Annotated in this window: 16 protein-coding genes; 4 read left to right on the forward strand and 12 right to left on the reverse strand. The window is 49.0% G+C overall.

Translation table 11 applies throughout. The annotated features are described in order from the left end of the window. The first annotated feature begins 7 nt into the window (after positions 1 to 7). Together CDA54_RS18065 and CDA54_RS18070 are read left to right on the forward strand one after the other, a co-directional pair. Positions 8 to 604, forward strand: coding sequence for a FlgO family outer membrane protein (locus CDA54_RS18065; protein ID WP_099036451.1), 597 nt, complete (start codon positions 8 to 10; stop codon positions 602 to 604). Between the two features lie 24 nt (positions 605 to 628). Further along, positions 629 to 1,246: a FlgO family outer membrane protein gene (locus CDA54_RS18070; protein ID WP_099036452.1), complete on the forward strand. Its 618-nt coding sequence runs from the start codon at positions 629 to 631 to the stop codon at positions 1,244 to 1,246. A gap of 253 nt (positions 1,247 to 1,499) precedes the next feature. Here the strand turns inward: CDA54_RS18070 and CDA54_RS18075 are convergent, their stop codons facing one another. From CDA54_RS18075 to nagZ, 9 genes are all read right to left on the reverse strand, one after another. Continuing rightward, entirely contained in the window at positions 1,500 to 2,171 is a 672-nt protein-coding gene (locus tag CDA54_RS18075) for an SPOR domain-containing protein (RefSeq protein WP_099036453.1), read from the reverse strand. Positions 2,172 to 2,179: 8 nt separating this feature from the next. Next, positions 2,180 to 5,302, reverse strand: coding sequence for a hypothetical protein (locus CDA54_RS18080; protein ID WP_143452322.1), 3,123 nt, complete (start codon positions 5,300 to 5,302; stop codon positions 2,180 to 2,182). A gap of 218 nt (positions 5,303 to 5,520) precedes the next feature. Further along, positions 5,521 to 6,360, reverse strand: a complete 840-nt coding sequence (locus CDA54_RS18085) for a fimbrial biogenesis chaperone (protein WP_099036455.1) — start codon at positions 6,358 to 6,360, stop codon at positions 5,521 to 5,523. A 16-nt stretch (positions 6,361 to 6,376) separates the two neighbouring features. After that, positions 6,377 to 6,895 carry a hypothetical protein gene (locus CDA54_RS18090; protein ID WP_143452323.1) on the reverse strand — a complete coding sequence of 173 codons (519 nt, stop codon included), beginning with the start codon at positions 6,893 to 6,895 and terminating at the stop codon, positions 6,377 to 6,379. A gap of 19 nt (positions 6,896 to 6,914) precedes the next feature. Further along, on the reverse strand, positions 6,915 to 7,571 hold the full coding sequence (locus CDA54_RS18095; protein ID WP_099036457.1) for a hypothetical protein: 657 nt from the start codon (positions 7,569 to 7,571) through the stop codon (positions 6,915 to 6,917). 258 nt (positions 7,572 to 7,829) lie between these two features. Beyond that, entirely contained in the window at positions 7,830 to 10,928 is a 3,099-nt protein-coding gene (locus tag CDA54_RS18100; RefSeq protein ID WP_099036458.1) for an efflux RND transporter permease subunit, read from the reverse strand. 6 nt (positions 10,929 to 10,934) lie between these two features. Continuing rightward, complete coding sequence (locus tag CDA54_RS18105) at positions 10,935 to 11,963, reverse strand: efflux RND transporter periplasmic adaptor subunit (RefSeq protein ID WP_099036459.1); 1,029 nt, start codon at positions 11,961 to 11,963, stop codon at positions 10,935 to 10,937. A gap of 156 nt (positions 11,964 to 12,119) precedes the next feature. Next, positions 12,120 to 13,487, reverse strand: a complete 1,368-nt coding sequence (locus tag CDA54_RS18110) for an SLC13 family permease (protein WP_099036460.1) — start codon at positions 13,485 to 13,487, stop codon at positions 12,120 to 12,122. Next, positions 13,477 to 14,490, reverse strand: a complete 1,014-nt coding sequence (nagZ, locus tag CDA54_RS18115; protein ID WP_099036461.1) for a beta-N-acetylhexosaminidase — start codon at positions 14,488 to 14,490, stop codon at positions 13,477 to 13,479. Before nagZ ends, CDA54_RS18110 begins: the two co-directional genes overlap by 11 nt. A 201-nt stretch (positions 14,491 to 14,691) precedes the next feature. Here nagZ and CDA54_RS18120 point away from each other — a divergent pair, with 201 nt between their 5' ends. Together CDA54_RS18120 and CDA54_RS18125 are read left to right on the forward strand one after the other, a co-directional pair. Further along, complete coding sequence (locus tag CDA54_RS18120; RefSeq protein ID WP_180237275.1) at positions 14,692 to 14,970, forward strand: ElaB/YgaM/YqjD family protein; 279 nt, start codon at positions 14,692 to 14,694, stop codon at positions 14,968 to 14,970. Positions 14,971 to 15,016: 46 nt separating this feature from the next. Beyond that, a complete protein-coding gene (locus CDA54_RS18125) occupies positions 15,017 to 15,481 on the forward strand; it encodes a DUF1418 family protein (RefSeq protein ID WP_099036463.1) in 465 nt (154 codons plus the stop codon). 22 nt (positions 15,482 to 15,503) lie between these two features. On the opposite strand, the gene CDA54_RS18130 is transcribed toward CDA54_RS18125, so the two are convergent. From CDA54_RS18130 to kdsB, 3 genes are all read right to left on the reverse strand, one after another. Beyond that, a complete protein-coding gene (locus CDA54_RS18130; protein ID WP_099036464.1) occupies positions 15,504 to 16,139 on the reverse strand; it encodes a PilZ domain-containing protein in 636 nt (211 codons plus the stop codon). A 129-nt stretch (positions 16,140 to 16,268) separates the two neighbouring features. Beyond that, complete coding sequence (locus CDA54_RS18135) at positions 16,269 to 16,931, reverse strand: SDR family oxidoreductase (protein ID WP_099036465.1); 663 nt, start codon at positions 16,929 to 16,931, stop codon at positions 16,269 to 16,271. Positions 16,932 to 16,951: 20 nt separating this feature from the next. Further along, positions 16,952 to 17,704, reverse strand: a complete 753-nt coding sequence (gene kdsB, locus CDA54_RS18140; RefSeq protein WP_099036466.1) for a 3-deoxy-manno-octulosonate cytidylyltransferase — start codon at positions 17,702 to 17,704, stop codon at positions 16,952 to 16,954. Between the last annotated feature and the right edge of the window lie 4 nt (positions 17,705 to 17,708).

The raw sequence follows: 17,708 nt of genomic DNA on the forward strand, positions 1-17,708 counted from the left end.
GTACCTAATGACGCAGCTTTTTACTATTTTGATCCTGATTATTATGCTCGCAGGTTGCGCAACCTTTGATATTGAGACTCCTGATGAACATAGCAATGGGGCATTTCAACCTGCGACCTTCAAATCATCGAATGCTGCGGAAAATGAATTTATCAATAGTGTGCAGCTTCAGGATTATGTCAGAGAAACCGTCGCCGAAATGGCGCTCAATATGAAAAATGTCGCCCCGGATGCTTCTGTTGCCGTGACCAGTTTCGTTTTACTTGATTCCGGCTACCAATCCTCATCGCTGTTGGGTCAACAACTGTCTGAGGCATTTATGGCGGAGCTGCATCGTTTCGGCATCAACACCCTTGATTACAAGGTGTCAGATTATATTCGGGTAACGCCACAAGGGGATTTTATATTAACCCGGGATTACCTTGAGCTTGATGAGGAAATCAGCGCAAAGCTCGCTCTGGTGGGCACCATGACCAAACATGCTAACGGCATATTGGTTCAGACCCGAATTGTTGATATTGAAACAAAGTCAATATTGTCAGCCGGAACGTCGTTGATTCCGCACAGACAGGTCAATGCGTTATTTAGTGGCAGTGCGATGTAATATGAGCATTCAGGAGCCTAATCTATGAAATCCGTTTTTCTAATCACTCTTTCTGTTGTTCTGCTAAGCGCGTGTCAAAGCCTGCCTGGAATAAGCACACCATGGAAAGAAAATGAACCAAGCCATCCTCAGCCACAACCGAACCTCCAGCAGGAAAAGGCCTGGGGAGGAACCGCCAGATACAATCAATACTCCCCTCAAAAGCATTTCAAGGCATTAAACGACTACGCCCAGCAGCTGGTTCACAAATTCCAGGAACAGCACCTTGACTACAATAATGAGTCTATTGCTATTACCTCTTTTGTAGAATTTGATGACAACCTGAAAACCACGAATACTCTGGGAAACCAGTTCGCGGAAGCATTACTGACAGAGATGAGCAGCCTGGGTTATCAGGTTGTTGATGTTAAAACCGATGAGCATGTGCAGGTAACACAAGGTGGTGACTTTATCTTCTCACGGGAAATAAAAAGAAAGGAACAATACTGCTGCATCGTCGCCGGAACCCTGATCTATGAGCACAGTGGCGTTCGTGTCAATGGCAGGGTAATTGACCGACACACACAAAAGGTGATGAGCGCATCAAGCGTCGTCATTCCCTACTTTGTTATTAAACACCTGGGAAGCGCAGAATACCGCTAGAGCGCCATATAGTTTAACTAAACAACACCAGCGAGAGTTCCAAAAGCGCGCCTGAAAAAGCCTCACTCTTCATTCTAATTGCCTGACAAAAACATCAGGAGTGTTTTTGAACAGCCACAGGCTGGCCCGAAGGGCGCTGGGCAGGAAGCCCGGAGTAAAGAGCATCACTATTCCTGCGCAACCACGCCTTGATTGAGACTTTTACAGTCTCGCAGCTCTGGAGTGGGTTTTTTAGCTATATGGCGCTCTATGATTATTTCAGCTGGTTGATATCAGACTCATTGTACTGCATTAAGATGCATTTCAACTCCAGGTTCTGCAACTTCCTGCAGAAAGTGTAGGCCTCGTCACTGGAGGCAAAAACGCCAATTTTCAATCGGTACAAATTGGCACCATTGCGCCTGACTATCTCATAATTGGCCTCTTTTTCAGCTACTAACACTGCATGTGCATTACTAAGATTCTGCCAATGTTCAAGTAAACTATCAGGCTCAGAGAATGCCCCGAGTTGCAGAGCATAACGTTTTTCCGTTGCACTAAGGCCAACATTACTTTTTGTTTGCTCAACCACAGAGGATACTTCAGAGGACGCTGGCTCGGCGGACTTCACTTCAGGTGGCTCAGCATCGCGCTGTGACTGCTCTGTAGCCAGGTTGTCCAGCTGCTCCATTAACAACACTAATTCGCTCTCAATCAACAATAGCCGTTCAACCCCATCACGATTCTCTTTCCAGCTTTCCAGTAACGCCTCATTTTCTTCCTGATTCTGCAGGAGATTAATCAGTTCTGCCTGCTGTGCAGGTGTAAGTGATGACAGCGATAACGTCTGATCATCCCCTTTAAAAGTAGATTGGCAACCCGTTAAAAGTAACAGGAAACACACAGTGGCACTCAATTCACGCTTCAGTCTGACTATGCTTCCCATTATTGTCCTCAATATTCAAATTCGAAATAATCAACACTGCACTTTACTTCTGACTGAGAGAACATCTGACATTGTTCCTCCGCCAAAACCTCAGCATTTTCACTATCTTCATAGTAACCCAGCCCTATCACATAGCTCTGCATGTCTGTAGGGCGTATATAAAACGCATCCTGCAACATTGATTTACCCAGACGTTTTTGTAACAACTGATAATACAACTTCAGTAACCCGACAGAACGAAACTCTCCGGCATTAACCACAAAGCCCCGCGCCTTTTTTAACGGGCTCAGAACAAAATCAACCCCGGTAATCAGATCGCCCCGGTTAGAAACAATCAACTGCTTTTTAGTCTTCTGACGCAAAGAACGGCGGCTGAGCAGCGCGCTGTCAATTTGCAACTGATAATCACCGGGCATAATACTGTCAAATAAATAATACCCATCAAATTCACTGCGGGTTGAAGCGACCACATCGCCTTGCATATTGACTAAATTAATTCTCATTCTTGGCGCCGGAGATTCCACACCCTGCTCATCTTTCAGATATATTACGCCATCCAGTTCACCGGCTCTGACAACAGCAATATCAACGTGCTGAATCAGGCCTTTTCTGCCATTGACAGAAAATCCGGGATCAACCGGTGTCAGCGTAAAATCAGGCAGGCTGGCTTTATCAATAACAATATCAGTACGGCGATGATTGGGCAGTGCTTTTAACACAGCAACACCTGAAGCGTCTGTTCTCTCCCGTCGGTATGCCTGCACCGCTTCCACTTCAACGTCGTCCAGCACAGGTTCACCCTGCGTATATTGTTTATCCAGGTTACTATCTTCATACACCCTGACGGATAAGGAGCCAGATTGAGACAGCGAACGGCCTGAAGCAAAAAATCGCCCCAACTCACTTTCGTAGCCCAGGCTCATGCGGGCATTTAAACTAACGCTCCAGTCGTTACCAGTATCATAATTAAGCAGCCCGGATAGAGTGAATGTATCTCCAAGCCAGTTTAATCTTAGGTCATACTGATCCTCATCAGTTTGTAGCGAATGAGAATAACGGAACTCTGACTTAAGATAACTTGTAATAGGAAACGTTACCGCACTCCCTACCGAAGAAAGCTCACTGAAGGGTTCTATTCGATAATTCATAAAAAAACGGGTAAAGGCTTTACCGAAACGATTTTTATAGGACAGTGAACCACCAAGATCCCAATCTTCATCGCTGGTATTCTCTTCCTGGTCGCCTGTTCCTTCTCCTCTTTGCATGATAAGCGCGTTGGTTACTGAGCCATACCGGGAATTAATGCCAAGAATGTTCTGAATCTGCTCCGTTTTTTTGCCATTTTCAAATTGTACTTGCTGATATCGGTTCTCGTAGCTCAACGGGAACGCCAAATCATGAAAGAGCCTGCCAGTCATTCGCAGTGTTATAACTTCAGTATCTCCGGAACCCGTATCGCGACGCTCTTCATCCAATATTTCATTGTGGCGATAACCCAGCGACCAGCTTGTCTGACCGATTCGGGTTCTGAAATTCTGGCTGAAGTTGGCACGGTTATCTTTATCCAGTTTATAGGTGGCGTTATATAATCCTATATCGCCTACCACAACATTCGTTCTCAAAGAATACTGCTGCTGTGTGTCTCCGAGCTCAGGCTCAAAAAATGATGAGCCGACACCCACAGACAGCCAGTCTGACACGCCATAATCATATACCGCGCTGGCATCCACTCCGCGTTGCGTTAAATCCTGGGTGTCTTCAGACACCCCTAGCAAAGAGCGGTTCGCATCTACCAGTGAGAACTGCAACAGTCCCTCTCCCTGAGACACCGTATTACTATCAATAAAATATGACTCCTGACGGGTCTCAACCTGGCCCTGCGGCCCATACAGAATCAGTTCAAAATTATTCTCACCAAAACTCAGTTCAATATCGTTAAATGCATATCGCCCATCATCGACTGACAATCTACGGTCAATCAACACGCCGTTTCTGTGTAACTCTACATCCCAGCCAGCCTGTACTTCTCCGGTCAGATTCACTCTCTGGTTGTCTACCAGACCGCGGGTTGCGTTATTCATTGAGAACCCGCGGCTTAACCCCTTTGTTTGACCCGCGCCCACATTTACCGGGACCACATCACCAAATGCAAACTCTGTCATTTGCAATGCCCCTAACAAATCAGCTTGCGCAGACTGGCGGGAAAATGTCAGCCTGGCATTGTTTAAGCCATTTCTATCATTTCCGGCCAAAAATAACTGGCTGTTAAAATACGCCATATCCTGACTGGACAGCAAAGAGTAGCTTGATGATGTGTCATCCTCGTCGGTTTGTACCGATGCCTGAACATCCAGCAACGGCGATGAATACAACTGATAGCCAGAGTCAATCGGCGGCAGCACAGAAGGCGTGGTGCCACTTCTGTAGACTTCGTTACCACGTCTGGCCATACGCTGTTGTATTGGAAAAGGCGTGGAGGGCGTTAATGTTAAGGTTAACTGAGCCTCATTAAGTGCTATGGCAAACTCAAACCAATCGGCCAGATCAGTAAGTTCCAGGTAAATATCATCGTCGATGAAATACGCATCTTCTGCGACAGTGGCTTTCTGCCCAGCAATATCCACCAGCAACTGCTCTGCATCCCCTTTTTTTAAGCTGAACTGATTATCAGTACTTAGAAACCAGCCTTGTGCGGATACCGGGTCAAGATCCACCTCTATGGGAAACTCCATCAGTTCCGAAAACTCAATCAGGCCTACCTTCAGCCCCCGGCGGCTTTTAAACGCAAACATGTCAGCCAGATAGATATCGCCTAATGATAAACTCAGTATCAATTCCTCCCCTTCAGCAAAACGACTGCCAATAGCGGTCTCAGGTACTTCGCTGGGGGATATGACAACATCCGGAGAGGATTCTGACATCGCAATGTCATCAGCATTCGTATTAAGGACAGGGGCGTCAGTGAGCTTCGGTGTAACTGCAGTTGCATCAGTGGAAGCTGCTTCTGGGGGTGTCTGCATCATCTTATCGGGTGCAGAAACATTTTCCGGTTTGGTGTTTTCAATATCTGACTGACGACGACCGGCATACTTTCGTTTGATAACCGATAAGGTTTTTTTTATTTCAGACAATGTTGCTGCGGAGGTATCCTGCGAAGAAGCAACAGCGCTGAATAAAGTAGTCAGTAACACAAACAGCACAGCTATGCTGGGTATGCGCTTACTTGCTCCGCACCTGTTCCCCGCCATTTAATACATGCAGCCCATATTTTTATTTATTATTCTGCAAGCGATTTTACCGGTAATCACTATCAACACAAGAGACTTGATTTAACAGCGTTATACGTTAGTTATTCGGTCACAACTTTAATGTCACTTTTGCTGAGCGGGATTTTCTCATCAATATAGGTGGTACCATGAAAATCTCTGACCCCGTCATAGCGGATATGGAGTGTACCGTCCGAAGGTACAAAGGGCGCCTCTGCCCATATTAGTTTGGCGTTGATTTGTTCCAACTCAGCCCAGAGACTGTATTCGCCTAATTTAGCGATCAGTACTTGCTCATCACTACCAGCCGGTGTCCAGAAAGCCGACAAATTACCCCACAGTGAATGAGGCCCGTCACGTTTTATGCTTGCATGCACAGTGCCCGACTCAGTGGCTGGGTTGTAGACAATTTCAGCCGATTTCAATTGCAAGCTGGCATCCAGCGCCCCTTCCCTGACGACCACCGGTATGGCAAAGCTTATTACCATCCGAATATTCAAAGAGGGAGAGCTTTCTTCTTTCTCTTCCTCGTTTGGAGGCAGGGCCTTAAACATTAAATGGGAGCGGTATTCGCCTACTTCCAGATTTCGCGGTCGGCGCAAAGCCAGTCGAACAACCTGACGTTCACCGGGTTTGAGCGTCACCTGCCTCGGAGAAAAGCGAATCATATTGCTGGAAACAGGAAGGTCTTTTGCCTCTTCTGCCGCAATATCATCATACCCTCCTTCACGCAATGCGCGCTTTTCGCGCCACTCGAGCCGGTAGGTATTGGTGGTCTGAGATGTATTGGTCAGAGTTACCTGCTGGCTACGATCTTTCTCATCAAACGTGACACGGGTCGGATAAATCAACAAACTGGCCTGTGCCAGGCCCGACTGCACAACACCTAAAACGAATAACAAAACAAGCAATGACTTATACATCAATCTGCCATCTCCGTTAAAAAACAAGATTAATATTCAACATGATCTGATAATCAAGCGGGCCCAGGTAAGTACCGCCGTTTCCAGAGGTTTCCAGTACACCACCGACTTTAAAATGAGCATTGCCTGAAGCATCTGCTTTGATGGTCGATGGTATATCTACCGCGCTGATGGTGAACTGTTCAGTACCTGCCACAGGCACCGCCGAGAAAGCCGGTACATCGGCACTCAGGCTGGCTTCAACAAACGGGGGCAGCCCGGTAAGGGTATAAGCTCCGGGGGTACCAGGTTCAATAATAAGAATTTTATTGGTAGGGAATTGATTACCGCTGCGGGGTAAGTGGACGGCGCTTACCGAATCATTGTCACGAATAGCAATTTTACCAAATGAGAGCGCGGTATCCGTCAGTAAATCTGAAAGTCCTGCGCTCGGAAATACTAAACAAACGAGTCCAAGAAATTTTAAATACATAAAAATGTGCCCCGGCTGATTGCTATCAACACGCTCTGACAAGCTAAACATTGCAGCAACCACCGGGACCGGGCCTGTTTTCTTAGTAGGCCACTTCAACGTCAAAACTGGCTGTATAAGCGGCGTTCTGATAATCCGTCGCGGTAGGTGTGCCTGGATCGGTAATGATGGTTGCACCCACGTTAAATGCGATATCACCTGTACCGTTAGCGTTTAATGTTCCCACGCCTGCAGTTAAGGCTACAGCACCAGGTGTGCCAGATGACTGGTATACCGTAAAATCATGTAACTGAAATACCGGTGAACCGGGAGGTGGTGTCGCCAGTGCCATTTCGATGCCATCAGTTTCGTCTGTTGTTACTGGTACAGTAACATCTAATGTTGCAAAGGCAGCAAGGCCGGCTACTGCAAATTCAGGGCGGGCCGGCGTACCACCAACGGTGGCCAGTATTGCGTTACCAGAACCAGTAGTACATGCAGTACTAGCAGCACCAGTCAATGTGCTGGTCAGGGCTGAAGCCGGGTTCGCTGGCATCGTTACACCAACACAGGTAGTACCTGCGTTATCGGCTGCGCCTCGAAGCGTACCAAAATCCAGTGAACCGGTTAACTGAAAGTCGATGGTGTTATCGACGGTAACAGTAGCCGGTACTGACAGTGTTTCAGCCACTGCTACACCTGATGTGGCAACTAACGCCGCCGCACCGAGACTTCTTGCTATTAACTTCATTTTCATCATTGTTATTCTTCCTATACCTAAAGGTTGTTTTTAGTCTAGCTCCACCCGTTCTTTCAACATGACGTAATGCAAAAAGTCAGGATGTACATATTTATCGGCAGAAAAAAGTCCATGATTAGAAAAATCTCGGTGAAACAAATATTTAGATTATTTTTTAACCGATCTAATTGCTACCAAGTGTTGCAGTTGTAAAAGTACGTGGGAATCACGCAATGGTCAACTACAGGCAAACTATTAGCTTGTCTGAAACCTGTCTATCTAGTGCTCGCTCGATTGTGCAGCCTCCATTTCTCTTTCCAGTCGCTGGCTTTCGTCGGCCCGGGGTTTGGTGAATCTGGCGAGTGCCAGATACAGTACCGGCGTCAGATACAAAGTAAACACCACCGCCAGTCCCAGCCCGCCAAATACCACCCAGCCTATAGCATTGCGTGACTCAGCCCCTGCACCTGAGGAAAGGATCAACGGCAGCCCACCAAGAATGGTGGATACCAATGTCATGGCAATGGGACGTAAACGAATCTTCGCGGCTTCTTCTACGGCTTTTCGTACCGAAAAGCCTTTATCCCGCAGTTGATCGGCAAACTCAACCAGCAAAATAGAGTTTTTGGCCAGCAGACCTATCAGCATCACCAGCCCGATTTGTGAGTAGATATTAATCGATGTATTAGTCAGAAACAGTGCGAACAATGCCGCCGCAATACCAAAAGGCACGGTCAGCATCACCACTACCGCACTGTTAACACTCTCAAACTGAGCGGCCAGCACCAACAGCACAATCACAAACGCCAGTACATAGGTCAGCATCACCTCCTGAGCGGTTTCTTCAAAGGTCAGGGCTTCACCCTTGAAAACCATATTCACCCCATCAGGAAGATGTTGCTGGGCCAGTTGACGCAAGGATTCGACCGCATCTTCGATCGCCACTTCGTCGGGCAGATCCATATCCATTTCAATGGCACGGCGCTGCGCATAGCGCTCCAGCTCTGCTGCCACTCCTTCCTCGGAGATATTGGCAAGACTTGACAGAGGAATCAGGTTTCCTGATGCAGACTTAACGTACAAATTAGCCAGGTCACCGGGATCATTAATAATCAGGTTCTGCGCCTGAAGCATAATGGGTACAGACTGGTCACCCACATTCAGATCGGCAACATCATCACCGTTAATTGCCACTCTTAATGTACTGGCTATGTCCGACAAGGCGACACCCAGATCCTGTGCCCGACGGCGGTCTATATTGACTCTCAACTGAGGCTGAGTCGGCTTGTAGGAGATCTCCACCCGCCCCAGTCTGGGCAGATTCTGTTCAATCTGTTTGGCAAACTCCCTCGCTGCTACATAGATTTGTTCATACGTATTCCCGGTCAGCGCTAATTCCAATCCGCCCCCCTGCCCCCGCAGGTTCAGGCTGTTAGAGCCACCAGCCCGTGCCGGAGCCCCGGGAATTTCAGATAACGGCCCGCGAATCTCATCAATAATCTGCTGCTGCGACCGTTCCCGTTTATCCCAGTCGGTTAATGGCACCGTAATAAACACAATATTAGGATCCCACTGGCCGACTCTGGTATAGATGGAATCGATTTCGCCCTGATTTACATAGGGTAATAAAATCTCTTCCATCTTGCGGGCCTGACGATCCATAAAGTTAAGCCCGACTCCGTCAGGGCCTCTGGCAAAAATACGGATACTGCCCCTGTCCTCTGTGGGCAAAAGTTCATTCTCAAGCTTCGTATAGATCCCCGCTGCGCTGCCCGCAGCCACTAAACAAAGTAAAAACACAAGTTTGGCGTTATCCAGTGTCCAGTGCAGTGAACGGGAATAAAGGCCTAACAAATTGCGCCCCAGGCCGGCAAACAGGTGATCACTATGCTTTTTAATCGGCAGTCGAGCGGTTAATGCCGGCACCAGTGATAACGCCACAAAAGAAGAAATAATGACCCCGCCAGCCAGCACTCCGCCAAATTCCCGGAACAACCTGCCTGCGGTAGAAGGCAGAAAAGCGATAGGCACAAATACAGCCGCCAGCACTGCGGTGGTAGCCACCACCGCAAAAAACACTTCCCGGGTACCGATAACTGCTGCTGCCCTTGCGCCAAGCCCCATCGCCCTGCGTCGCTGGATATTTTCCGACACAACAATTGCATCATCCACAATCAGACCCGTTGCCAATACCAGCGCCAACAGAGTAAGAATATTGATAGAAAAACCCATTGCCCAGATAATCGCCAGAGCGCCAATCAAAGACACCGGAATCGATAAGGCGGGAATAATAGTGGCACGCCAGGAACCGATAAAAACCCACAGGGTGGCGATCACCAATAATATCGTGAGTCCCAGAGAGGTAATGACCTCGGTCACTGAGCCGCGAATAAACTCAGCGTCATCAGAGGTCACCTGGAGTGTGATTTCGGGGAAGCGTTGCTGCAACTGCCCGACCATTTTCAACACTTCGTCAGAGATTTCTATGGTGTTGGAACGGGCCTGGCGGATCACGCCGATACTTAAAACCGGTTTGCCGTTTAGTCTTACCATTGAGCGGGCATCGGCCGGGCCGAAATACACATCGGCCACATCGCCTACCCGGGTATCCCCGGCTATAATAATATTCTTCACCTGTTCGGCTGTCACAGATGTGGCATCAGCGCGCACAATCAATTGCTGATCAGTGGATTTCAGGCTACCCGCAGGCACATCAAAGGGGGCCTGTCTTAACGCACCGGCAACATCCGTTACGGCAAGATTAAAACTGGTCAGGCGCAGGGGATCCAGGCGTACCCTCAAGACCCGCCGCCGGTCACCATTGAGACGCACATCGGCCACTCCCGGAATACTCAAAAACTGCGGTGCTAAATCCGTTTCAACTCTCTCTGTCAGGGTTTCCAGGTTCAGTGTTTCACTGGAAACCGCCAGGCTCACTACAGACTGGGCATCATTGTCGGCTTTAATGATAGCCAGTTGTTCAACATCCTCCGGCAAACGTCGCTGTACCCGGCTCACCGATTCCCGGGTTTCGTTTGCGGCCGTATCCAAATCAATACCGGGGCGGAATTCTACTACGATTCTGGAGCTGTTCTCTTCACTCTGGGCACGAATAGACTTCACCCCACTGACCCTGGCCACGGCGCCTTCAAGATGACTGGTCACCTCAGTATCTACGGTTTCAGGTGATGCTCCCGGAAAACTCGCGGTCACCGTTACAATGGGTCGGTCCACATCAGGTAATTCGCGCACCTCTACGCCATTAATAGCGGCGAAGCCGGCAATAATGATCAGCAGATTCAGAACAACGATCAGCACCGGGCGACGAATCGCTAATGAGGGTAAATCACTGGTTTGCAGATATTGTTTTAAGCTCATTCTGATTTATACCTCGGTGGAGTAGAAAACAGGCTGATTCTCACGCAGACTCTGCACGCCTTCCACTATCAGCAAGTCCTCTGATGAAAGGTCTGCGGCGACCAGAATGTAGCCCTTAAAACGCTGCTTAATCTGTACATCCACTCGTTTTGCCTTGTCATTCTCCGCGACCCAGATATACGCTCCGGTTTCGCCCCACAACAGCGCGGCTTCAGGGACTACGGCGTATCGATCACCTTTAAGCTCCAGATTGACCCGAAAACTCATTCCGGGTCTGTATTTATCTTCACCATTGTCGATAATTGCACGTACTCTGACCGTGCGGCTCTGAGGATCGATACGGGAATCAACCTGAGACAGTGCCGCCGGAATGGTTTGCGAAGGATTATTCCAGGGACGCAGTGTCAGCGCGCTATCCGCCTGGAGCATATTCAGCGCATCCTCTGGCGCCTGAAAATGCACATACAGCTCCTTTCTGCTGTCAATACTGGCAATAGCTGTCTGCTGATTAATTCTGTCACCAACTTCGATATCGGTCAGCCCCATCACCCCATCGAATGGTGCCACTATCTGCCTGTCTTCCAGCTCTACTTCAGCCTCACTGAGCTCCACTTTCGCAATATCTCTGAGGGTTATTGCATCATCTAACTGGCTTTGTGCTATCGCTCCTTCCTTACGGCTTTCTTTAAGACGCTTAACCGTACGCTCGGCATCCGCCAGCAGGATCTCTGCCCGATTCAGAGCCACACGCTGTCGCCTGGCATCAAGCTCCAGCAACGTATCACCGGCTTTCACCCAGTCACCGGGCTCAAAATGCACCGCGGTGACTTTGTCAGTCACTGCCGGATACAAAACCACAGCCTTAGTCGCCTCAGCTGTACCTACGGCATCCACCCTGGAAGACTGACGCTCAAACTGGACGGGCTTAACAACCACCTGTACAGGGCGAGCCTCTCCTGATTGCGCCTGTACAGGTCCGGCAAAGAGTGACAAAAAAAACAGGGAAAAGGTTACCGATGCCAGCGACAGCTTCATTCAAAATCCTCTAATTACTTAATTCGGGTACACAGAAGGAGGGGGTACGTACTATGCCACAGAGGTGATCATATTCTTACAGAATATACGACCAACAGGGCATAAGAGTGGATAACCTGCCAGATTCGTTGCGTTGTTCAGGCCTCAGAGATGGGATCAGACTAAAACAATATAGACCACCGCTGTAGTGACCAGGGCAATAACCACATTCAGTATCAATCCCTCTTTGGCCATAGTGCGAATTGACACTTTTCCCGTACTGTAAACGATGGCATTGGGGGCCGTAGCAACAGGTAACATAAACGCACAGCTCGCACTGATTGCCGCCGGGATCATCAGTAATTTAGGATCGACGCCCACCGCGACTCCGGCGGTTGCCAGAATAGGCATCAACAATGTTGCAGTAGCGGTATTGGAGGTAATTTCAGTTAAAAACGTCACAAACAAACACAGAGACAGTATCAGCATGATCAGCGGTAAGTAAGACAAGCTGGTCAGAGCTTCCCCCATCGCCACGCTCAAACCTGATGCTTCAAAGGCTTTTGCAATACAGATGCCACCGGCAAATAGCAGCAGCATTCCCCAGGGAATATCATTGGCCGTCTGCCAGTCCAGCAGTTTTTCGCCTGCAACCTTACCTGTTGGGGTCATAAACATGGCTACCACACCGGCCAGTGCAATCGTGCTATCTCCCACGTTTTCCATGCCCAGCGATGCAGTCCAGTAAGGCCGGAATATCCACGCCATTGCCACTGTAGCAAACACCATCAATACCCGTTTTTCCTCACTCTGCCACTGCCCCGCCACGGGCAATTTCAGATTATCCAGACGCCCCAGTCCCCGGGTTAACCACAGTGCCATTAAAGGAATACCAATGAGTACAATGGGCAGACCAAAACGCATCCATTCCAGAAAACTCAGCCCCTGCCCCTGCACTTCAGCATACACGCTCATAAAAATAATATTCGGCGGTGTACCAATGGGTGTCCCCACGCCACCAAGACTGGCTGAATAGGCGATACCCAACAAAATTGCGGCCGCCAGCCGCGGATTTTCCAACCGCTGAATTACCGCAATGGCAATGGGCAGCAACATCAGGGTAGTCGCAGTATTAGAAATCCACATTGATAAGAACGCCGCAGTGAGCATAAAGCCCAACACCAGTCTTCGCGCACTGTGGGCACCGGTCAGGCTTACCATATAAAAGGCAAAGCGGCTGTGTACATTAGACTTTTCCAGTGCTTTGGAGAGCATAAACGCCCCCATCAACAGGATAATCACATGACTGCCCAAAGAAGAAGCCGCCTGCTGATGCGTTAATACGCCTGAAAGTGGAAAAGCCGCAAAAGGGATCAAAGATGTCGCCGGGATCGGCAGGGCCTCGGTGATCCAGTAAAAGGCTGTCAGCAAAGTAATACTGGCCGTCCACACAATCGGAAGGGGTTGCCCCTGCCACGCCAGTATCAACCCTAGTAGCAGTGCCAAAAGTGGCCCGGAAACGATCAACAGCCCTTTAGTCTGCATAAAACGCCGCAAGTTCTTGCTGAGCCTGCAACCATAAATCGCTGCGCTCCAGGCTTTTCCGGTCTGAGCACCGGTTTTTCCGCATAGTTAAGAGGCGCTGATTCGCTGGATAATTTGCCGGTAGTGTATCCACAACCTTGATCGCCCCTTCACGATTATTACAAATCAGCAGCATGTCACAACCCGCTTTCAGCGCCGCGCAGGCCCGGTCTGCATAATCTCCCATCATCGCTGCCCCCTGCATGGACAGATCATCGGAAAAAATCACCCCGTCAAACCTCAGTTCATCACGTAATATCTGCTGCAGCCAGCGCCGGGAAAAACAAGCGGGCAAATCATCCACTTCGCTGTAGATAACATGGGCAGGCATTATTGCATCCATTAACCCTTGTTGCTGAAGAGCAACAAAAACCTGCATATCCAGATTGCGGATATCGGCTTCACAGCGCTTGTCTACGGGCATGGCAATATGAGAATCCTCTAAAACGCTGCCATGGCCGGGAAAATGTTTACAGGTCGTCTTCATACCCGCTTTGTGCATTCCCTGCATAAAGTGCCCTGCCAGATGAACCACCTGTGCGGGCTCTGCAGAAAAACCTCGATCCCCGATAACCTGTGACACGCCATTGATATCCACAACCGGAGCAAAGCTGATATCCATATCCATGGTCAGAACCTCTGATGCCATCAGCCAACCAAATTGCTGAGCCCAAAATGCGGCCTTGTGACTGTCGCCACACGCTTTCTCTGTCAGGCTTCCCATAGCAGGAATGGCACTGAAACCGTCACGAAATCGCTGTACCCTTCCGCCTTCGTGATCCACCGCGATCAACACAGAGTCAGAGGCACAGGTACGAATGTCTCTGATCAGTTGCTGTAACTGTGACAAGCTTTCAAAATTTCGACTGAACAGAATCACGCCACCCGTCAGGGGGTGCGCCAACAACTCTTTTTCTTCTGCGGATAACCGGCCTGCGGCCAGATCCAACATTAATGGGCCCATAGAATGAATGTACTAAACAAAGGGAGCGTTACTTTACGTGATTAACGCAAAAAGGCAAAGTCACACGACTCCAGATAGTCCTGCAAGCCAGTGTGATGAGCTTAATGGTATTTCCCGCTCGTCGTTAACGAAGAAAAGGGATACTTTCAATCACTGCTATCTATGCTAGGGTTAGTATGAACTTTGTTAAAAGGAGAGATGATGTCAACCGCAACAGACAACGATATCAAGGAACTTAAAGAAGAACTGAATAGCCTTAAAGCAGATATTTCGTCACTCGGGAAAACATTGTCAAAGTTTGCCCGGGACAGTGCCAATGACGGACGCGAAACCCTTCGCAATGCAGCAGAACAGTCAAAAAAACAGGTTCGTGATGGCGTGCACACCGTTGAGAAGCAGGTTGAAGAGCGGCCAATGACCAGTCTCGCTATCGCATTGGGGCTTGGTTTTGTACTTGGCCGGTTGCTCGATCGCAAGTGACCGATATGCAGTCCTGTAACCGTCCGTTCAGAGCGAAGCAAACCAGGTGCTGAAACGGTTTAAGAAAAAGCTTGAAACGCAGGCCGTTGCATCGGTGATCATCATCCCGATGATCTTTTTTGTCATCGCGTTTCTTGCTCTGGCATGCTACCTGAGCTTGCGCGAAACACTGTCGCCACCATTGGCAGCACTGGTGACCGCTGCCGCTGGTATTGTAGTGATTGCGATCGTGCAGGTGCTTGCCAGATTCTCATATCGTCGTTCCACAATCAGACGAGCACCCCAGCGTACCTCTGAGCCGGAACAGGATTTCGAGAAACTATTGCTCGAACACGCCGACCCGGTGCTGGCAAAATGGATAGGAGATAATCCCGATAAAGCGGCCATAACCACTTTATTGCTGGGCGTAGCAGCGGGTTACAGCGAAGCGGTGCGACAAGCGTTAATGGATATGTATATCCGTTACTCTGAAGCTGAGACACAACGAAGAAACGACAACGAAGAGAATTGATGTTTGTCGACCGTAAAGCATATCACTGCAGTTCGTCGAACTGTATACCAACACTGAGCAAGTTATCCTGATAGCGAGAATTGCGCACTTTGCCAAACACCTCTTTATCCACTTCACCATCTTTGCCAAGCAAGGTAATCACAACAGGCAACAGATTCACTTTACGACCGGTATGGCACTCTTCAAACTGAAACCGGCAACCGCCCGCTGAGATATCCTGCACCAGACCGCTAAAGGGTTTGCCCCGTAAACCCTGCTCACTCAGCATTTGTATAGTGGCGATAACATTGGCACTTTCGCGTTTCTTATCCCTGAGTGCGCGGCGGTGTATTTCTTTCGGAAAGTTGAGAAACAACAGACGGTCCGGGCGCCGCATCATATTCACAATTTCGGTTTTAAAGGCGAAACATTCGCCTAAGCTGTCTTCAATCAGAAAACGGCAAATAGCCACCATGCCCGCCACGCCATCTTTCTGCGGGAAGTTAATATCTTCAAATCGGATAATCAGATAGCGACCAAAACGATACCCCACCATTTCGCTATGAAAACGACTGTCAAAATGATCGAGAAACTGTACTTCAAGCCGTGTCCCTACTGGAACCTGACTAAACCAGTCCTTGTCCCGTTCAGAGAAGGTCTGAACAACTACCTTTTGCATATAAGGTGACCAATTGTTTAATGTAGTTGGTATTTATCCCTGACAATGGATATACCCGGCAGACGTTTTGCAGGGCTATAACCAAATTAAACAGTAATTCCAATATTTACAAGCCACTTAAATCAATATTTACCATGGCAGTACCTCGCCATTAGCATGCCAGAAGCTTCCGCTGGTGTTTAGATTTAACTCATCAATACGCTGAATCAGGCGCGCCGCAGACACCTGTGCTGACACATCACCACCATAGCTGACCATTTCTGTCTGCACATAACCTGGATGTAACAGTGCTACAGCAATGCCTCGAGGCTCGAGATCTCTTGCCAATGATACACCCGCAGCATTCAGTGCCGCCTTGGACATACGATAACCATAATAGCCGCCAGAACCATTATCGGACATGGAGCCCATACGGCTGGTTATCATGGCGACCTTGGAGCCCTTGTGCAGATGTGGCGCGAGAATCTGTGTAATCTGCAGCGGGCCAAGGGCATTAACCCTGAACTGGCGTTCAATACTCTGTGTATCAGGATTTTCCAGTGACTCCCTGCCCAGTATCCCGGCATTATTAATCAGCACATCAATCTGAACATTCGACAACGGGGCCAGTGCGCTGGCCAGGAGTTCAGTATCGGCAACATCCACTCCTTCAACCACCTCTGCGCCTGATTCACTCAGTTCCTTTGTCGCCTTGCGACACAAGCCATACACCATATCGCCACGGTCAAGATAATGTTTTGTCAGTGCCAGTCCGATACCACGGCCTGCTCCGGTAATGACAATAGTCGCCACGGTATTCTCCTTATCAGAGGTTAAAAACGCTTAACAATGCGCGCCAGATCTGCCGGTGTGTCTATGCCAGCCGGTGGTGTTTCAGCGGCGATATCCACATGGATCTTTTCACCATGCCAGAGTACCCGCAATTGCTCCAGTGACTCAATTTGCTCCAACCCTGAGGGTGCCATATTCACATACTGGCGGATGAATCCGGCACGATAGGCATAAATGCCTATATGTCGCAGATAATAGTCACCTACTTCGTCAATATTGTCTTCGTCTAAAAAACGACTGCGATCATAGGGCACAGTGGCGCGACTGAAATACAGTGCATAGCCGAGTTTATCGGTCACCACTTTAACCACATTGGGGTTAAACACCTCTTCCACGTCGCGCAACCTCACGGCCAGCGTGGCCATTTCTGCCTGAGGATGGAGATGAAGATTCTCTGCCACCTGCTGAATATTGGCAGACGGAATAAAGGGCTCATCACCCTGCACATTAACGATCACCTCATCAGAATCAAGTTCGAGTATATCCACCACTTCAGCCAACCGCTCGGTGCCGGATTCATGGTGCCTTGACGTCATACACACCTGACCACCAAAATCCCTCACCGCTTCAGCGATACGCTCATCATCTGTCGCCACAATCACCTGAGCGGCACCGCAATCAAGCGCCCTTTCTACCACATGCTGGATCATCGGCTTGCCATGAATATCGGCCAGCGGTTTGCCCGGAAAGCGGGTCGAGCCATAACGGGCAGGAATAATAACGGTGAATTTCATGGTT

The sequence above is a fragment of the Lacimicrobium alkaliphilum genome (assembly GCF_002591895.1).
Lineage (GTDB): Bacteria > Pseudomonadota > Gammaproteobacteria > Enterobacterales > Alteromonadaceae > Lacimicrobium > Lacimicrobium alkaliphilum.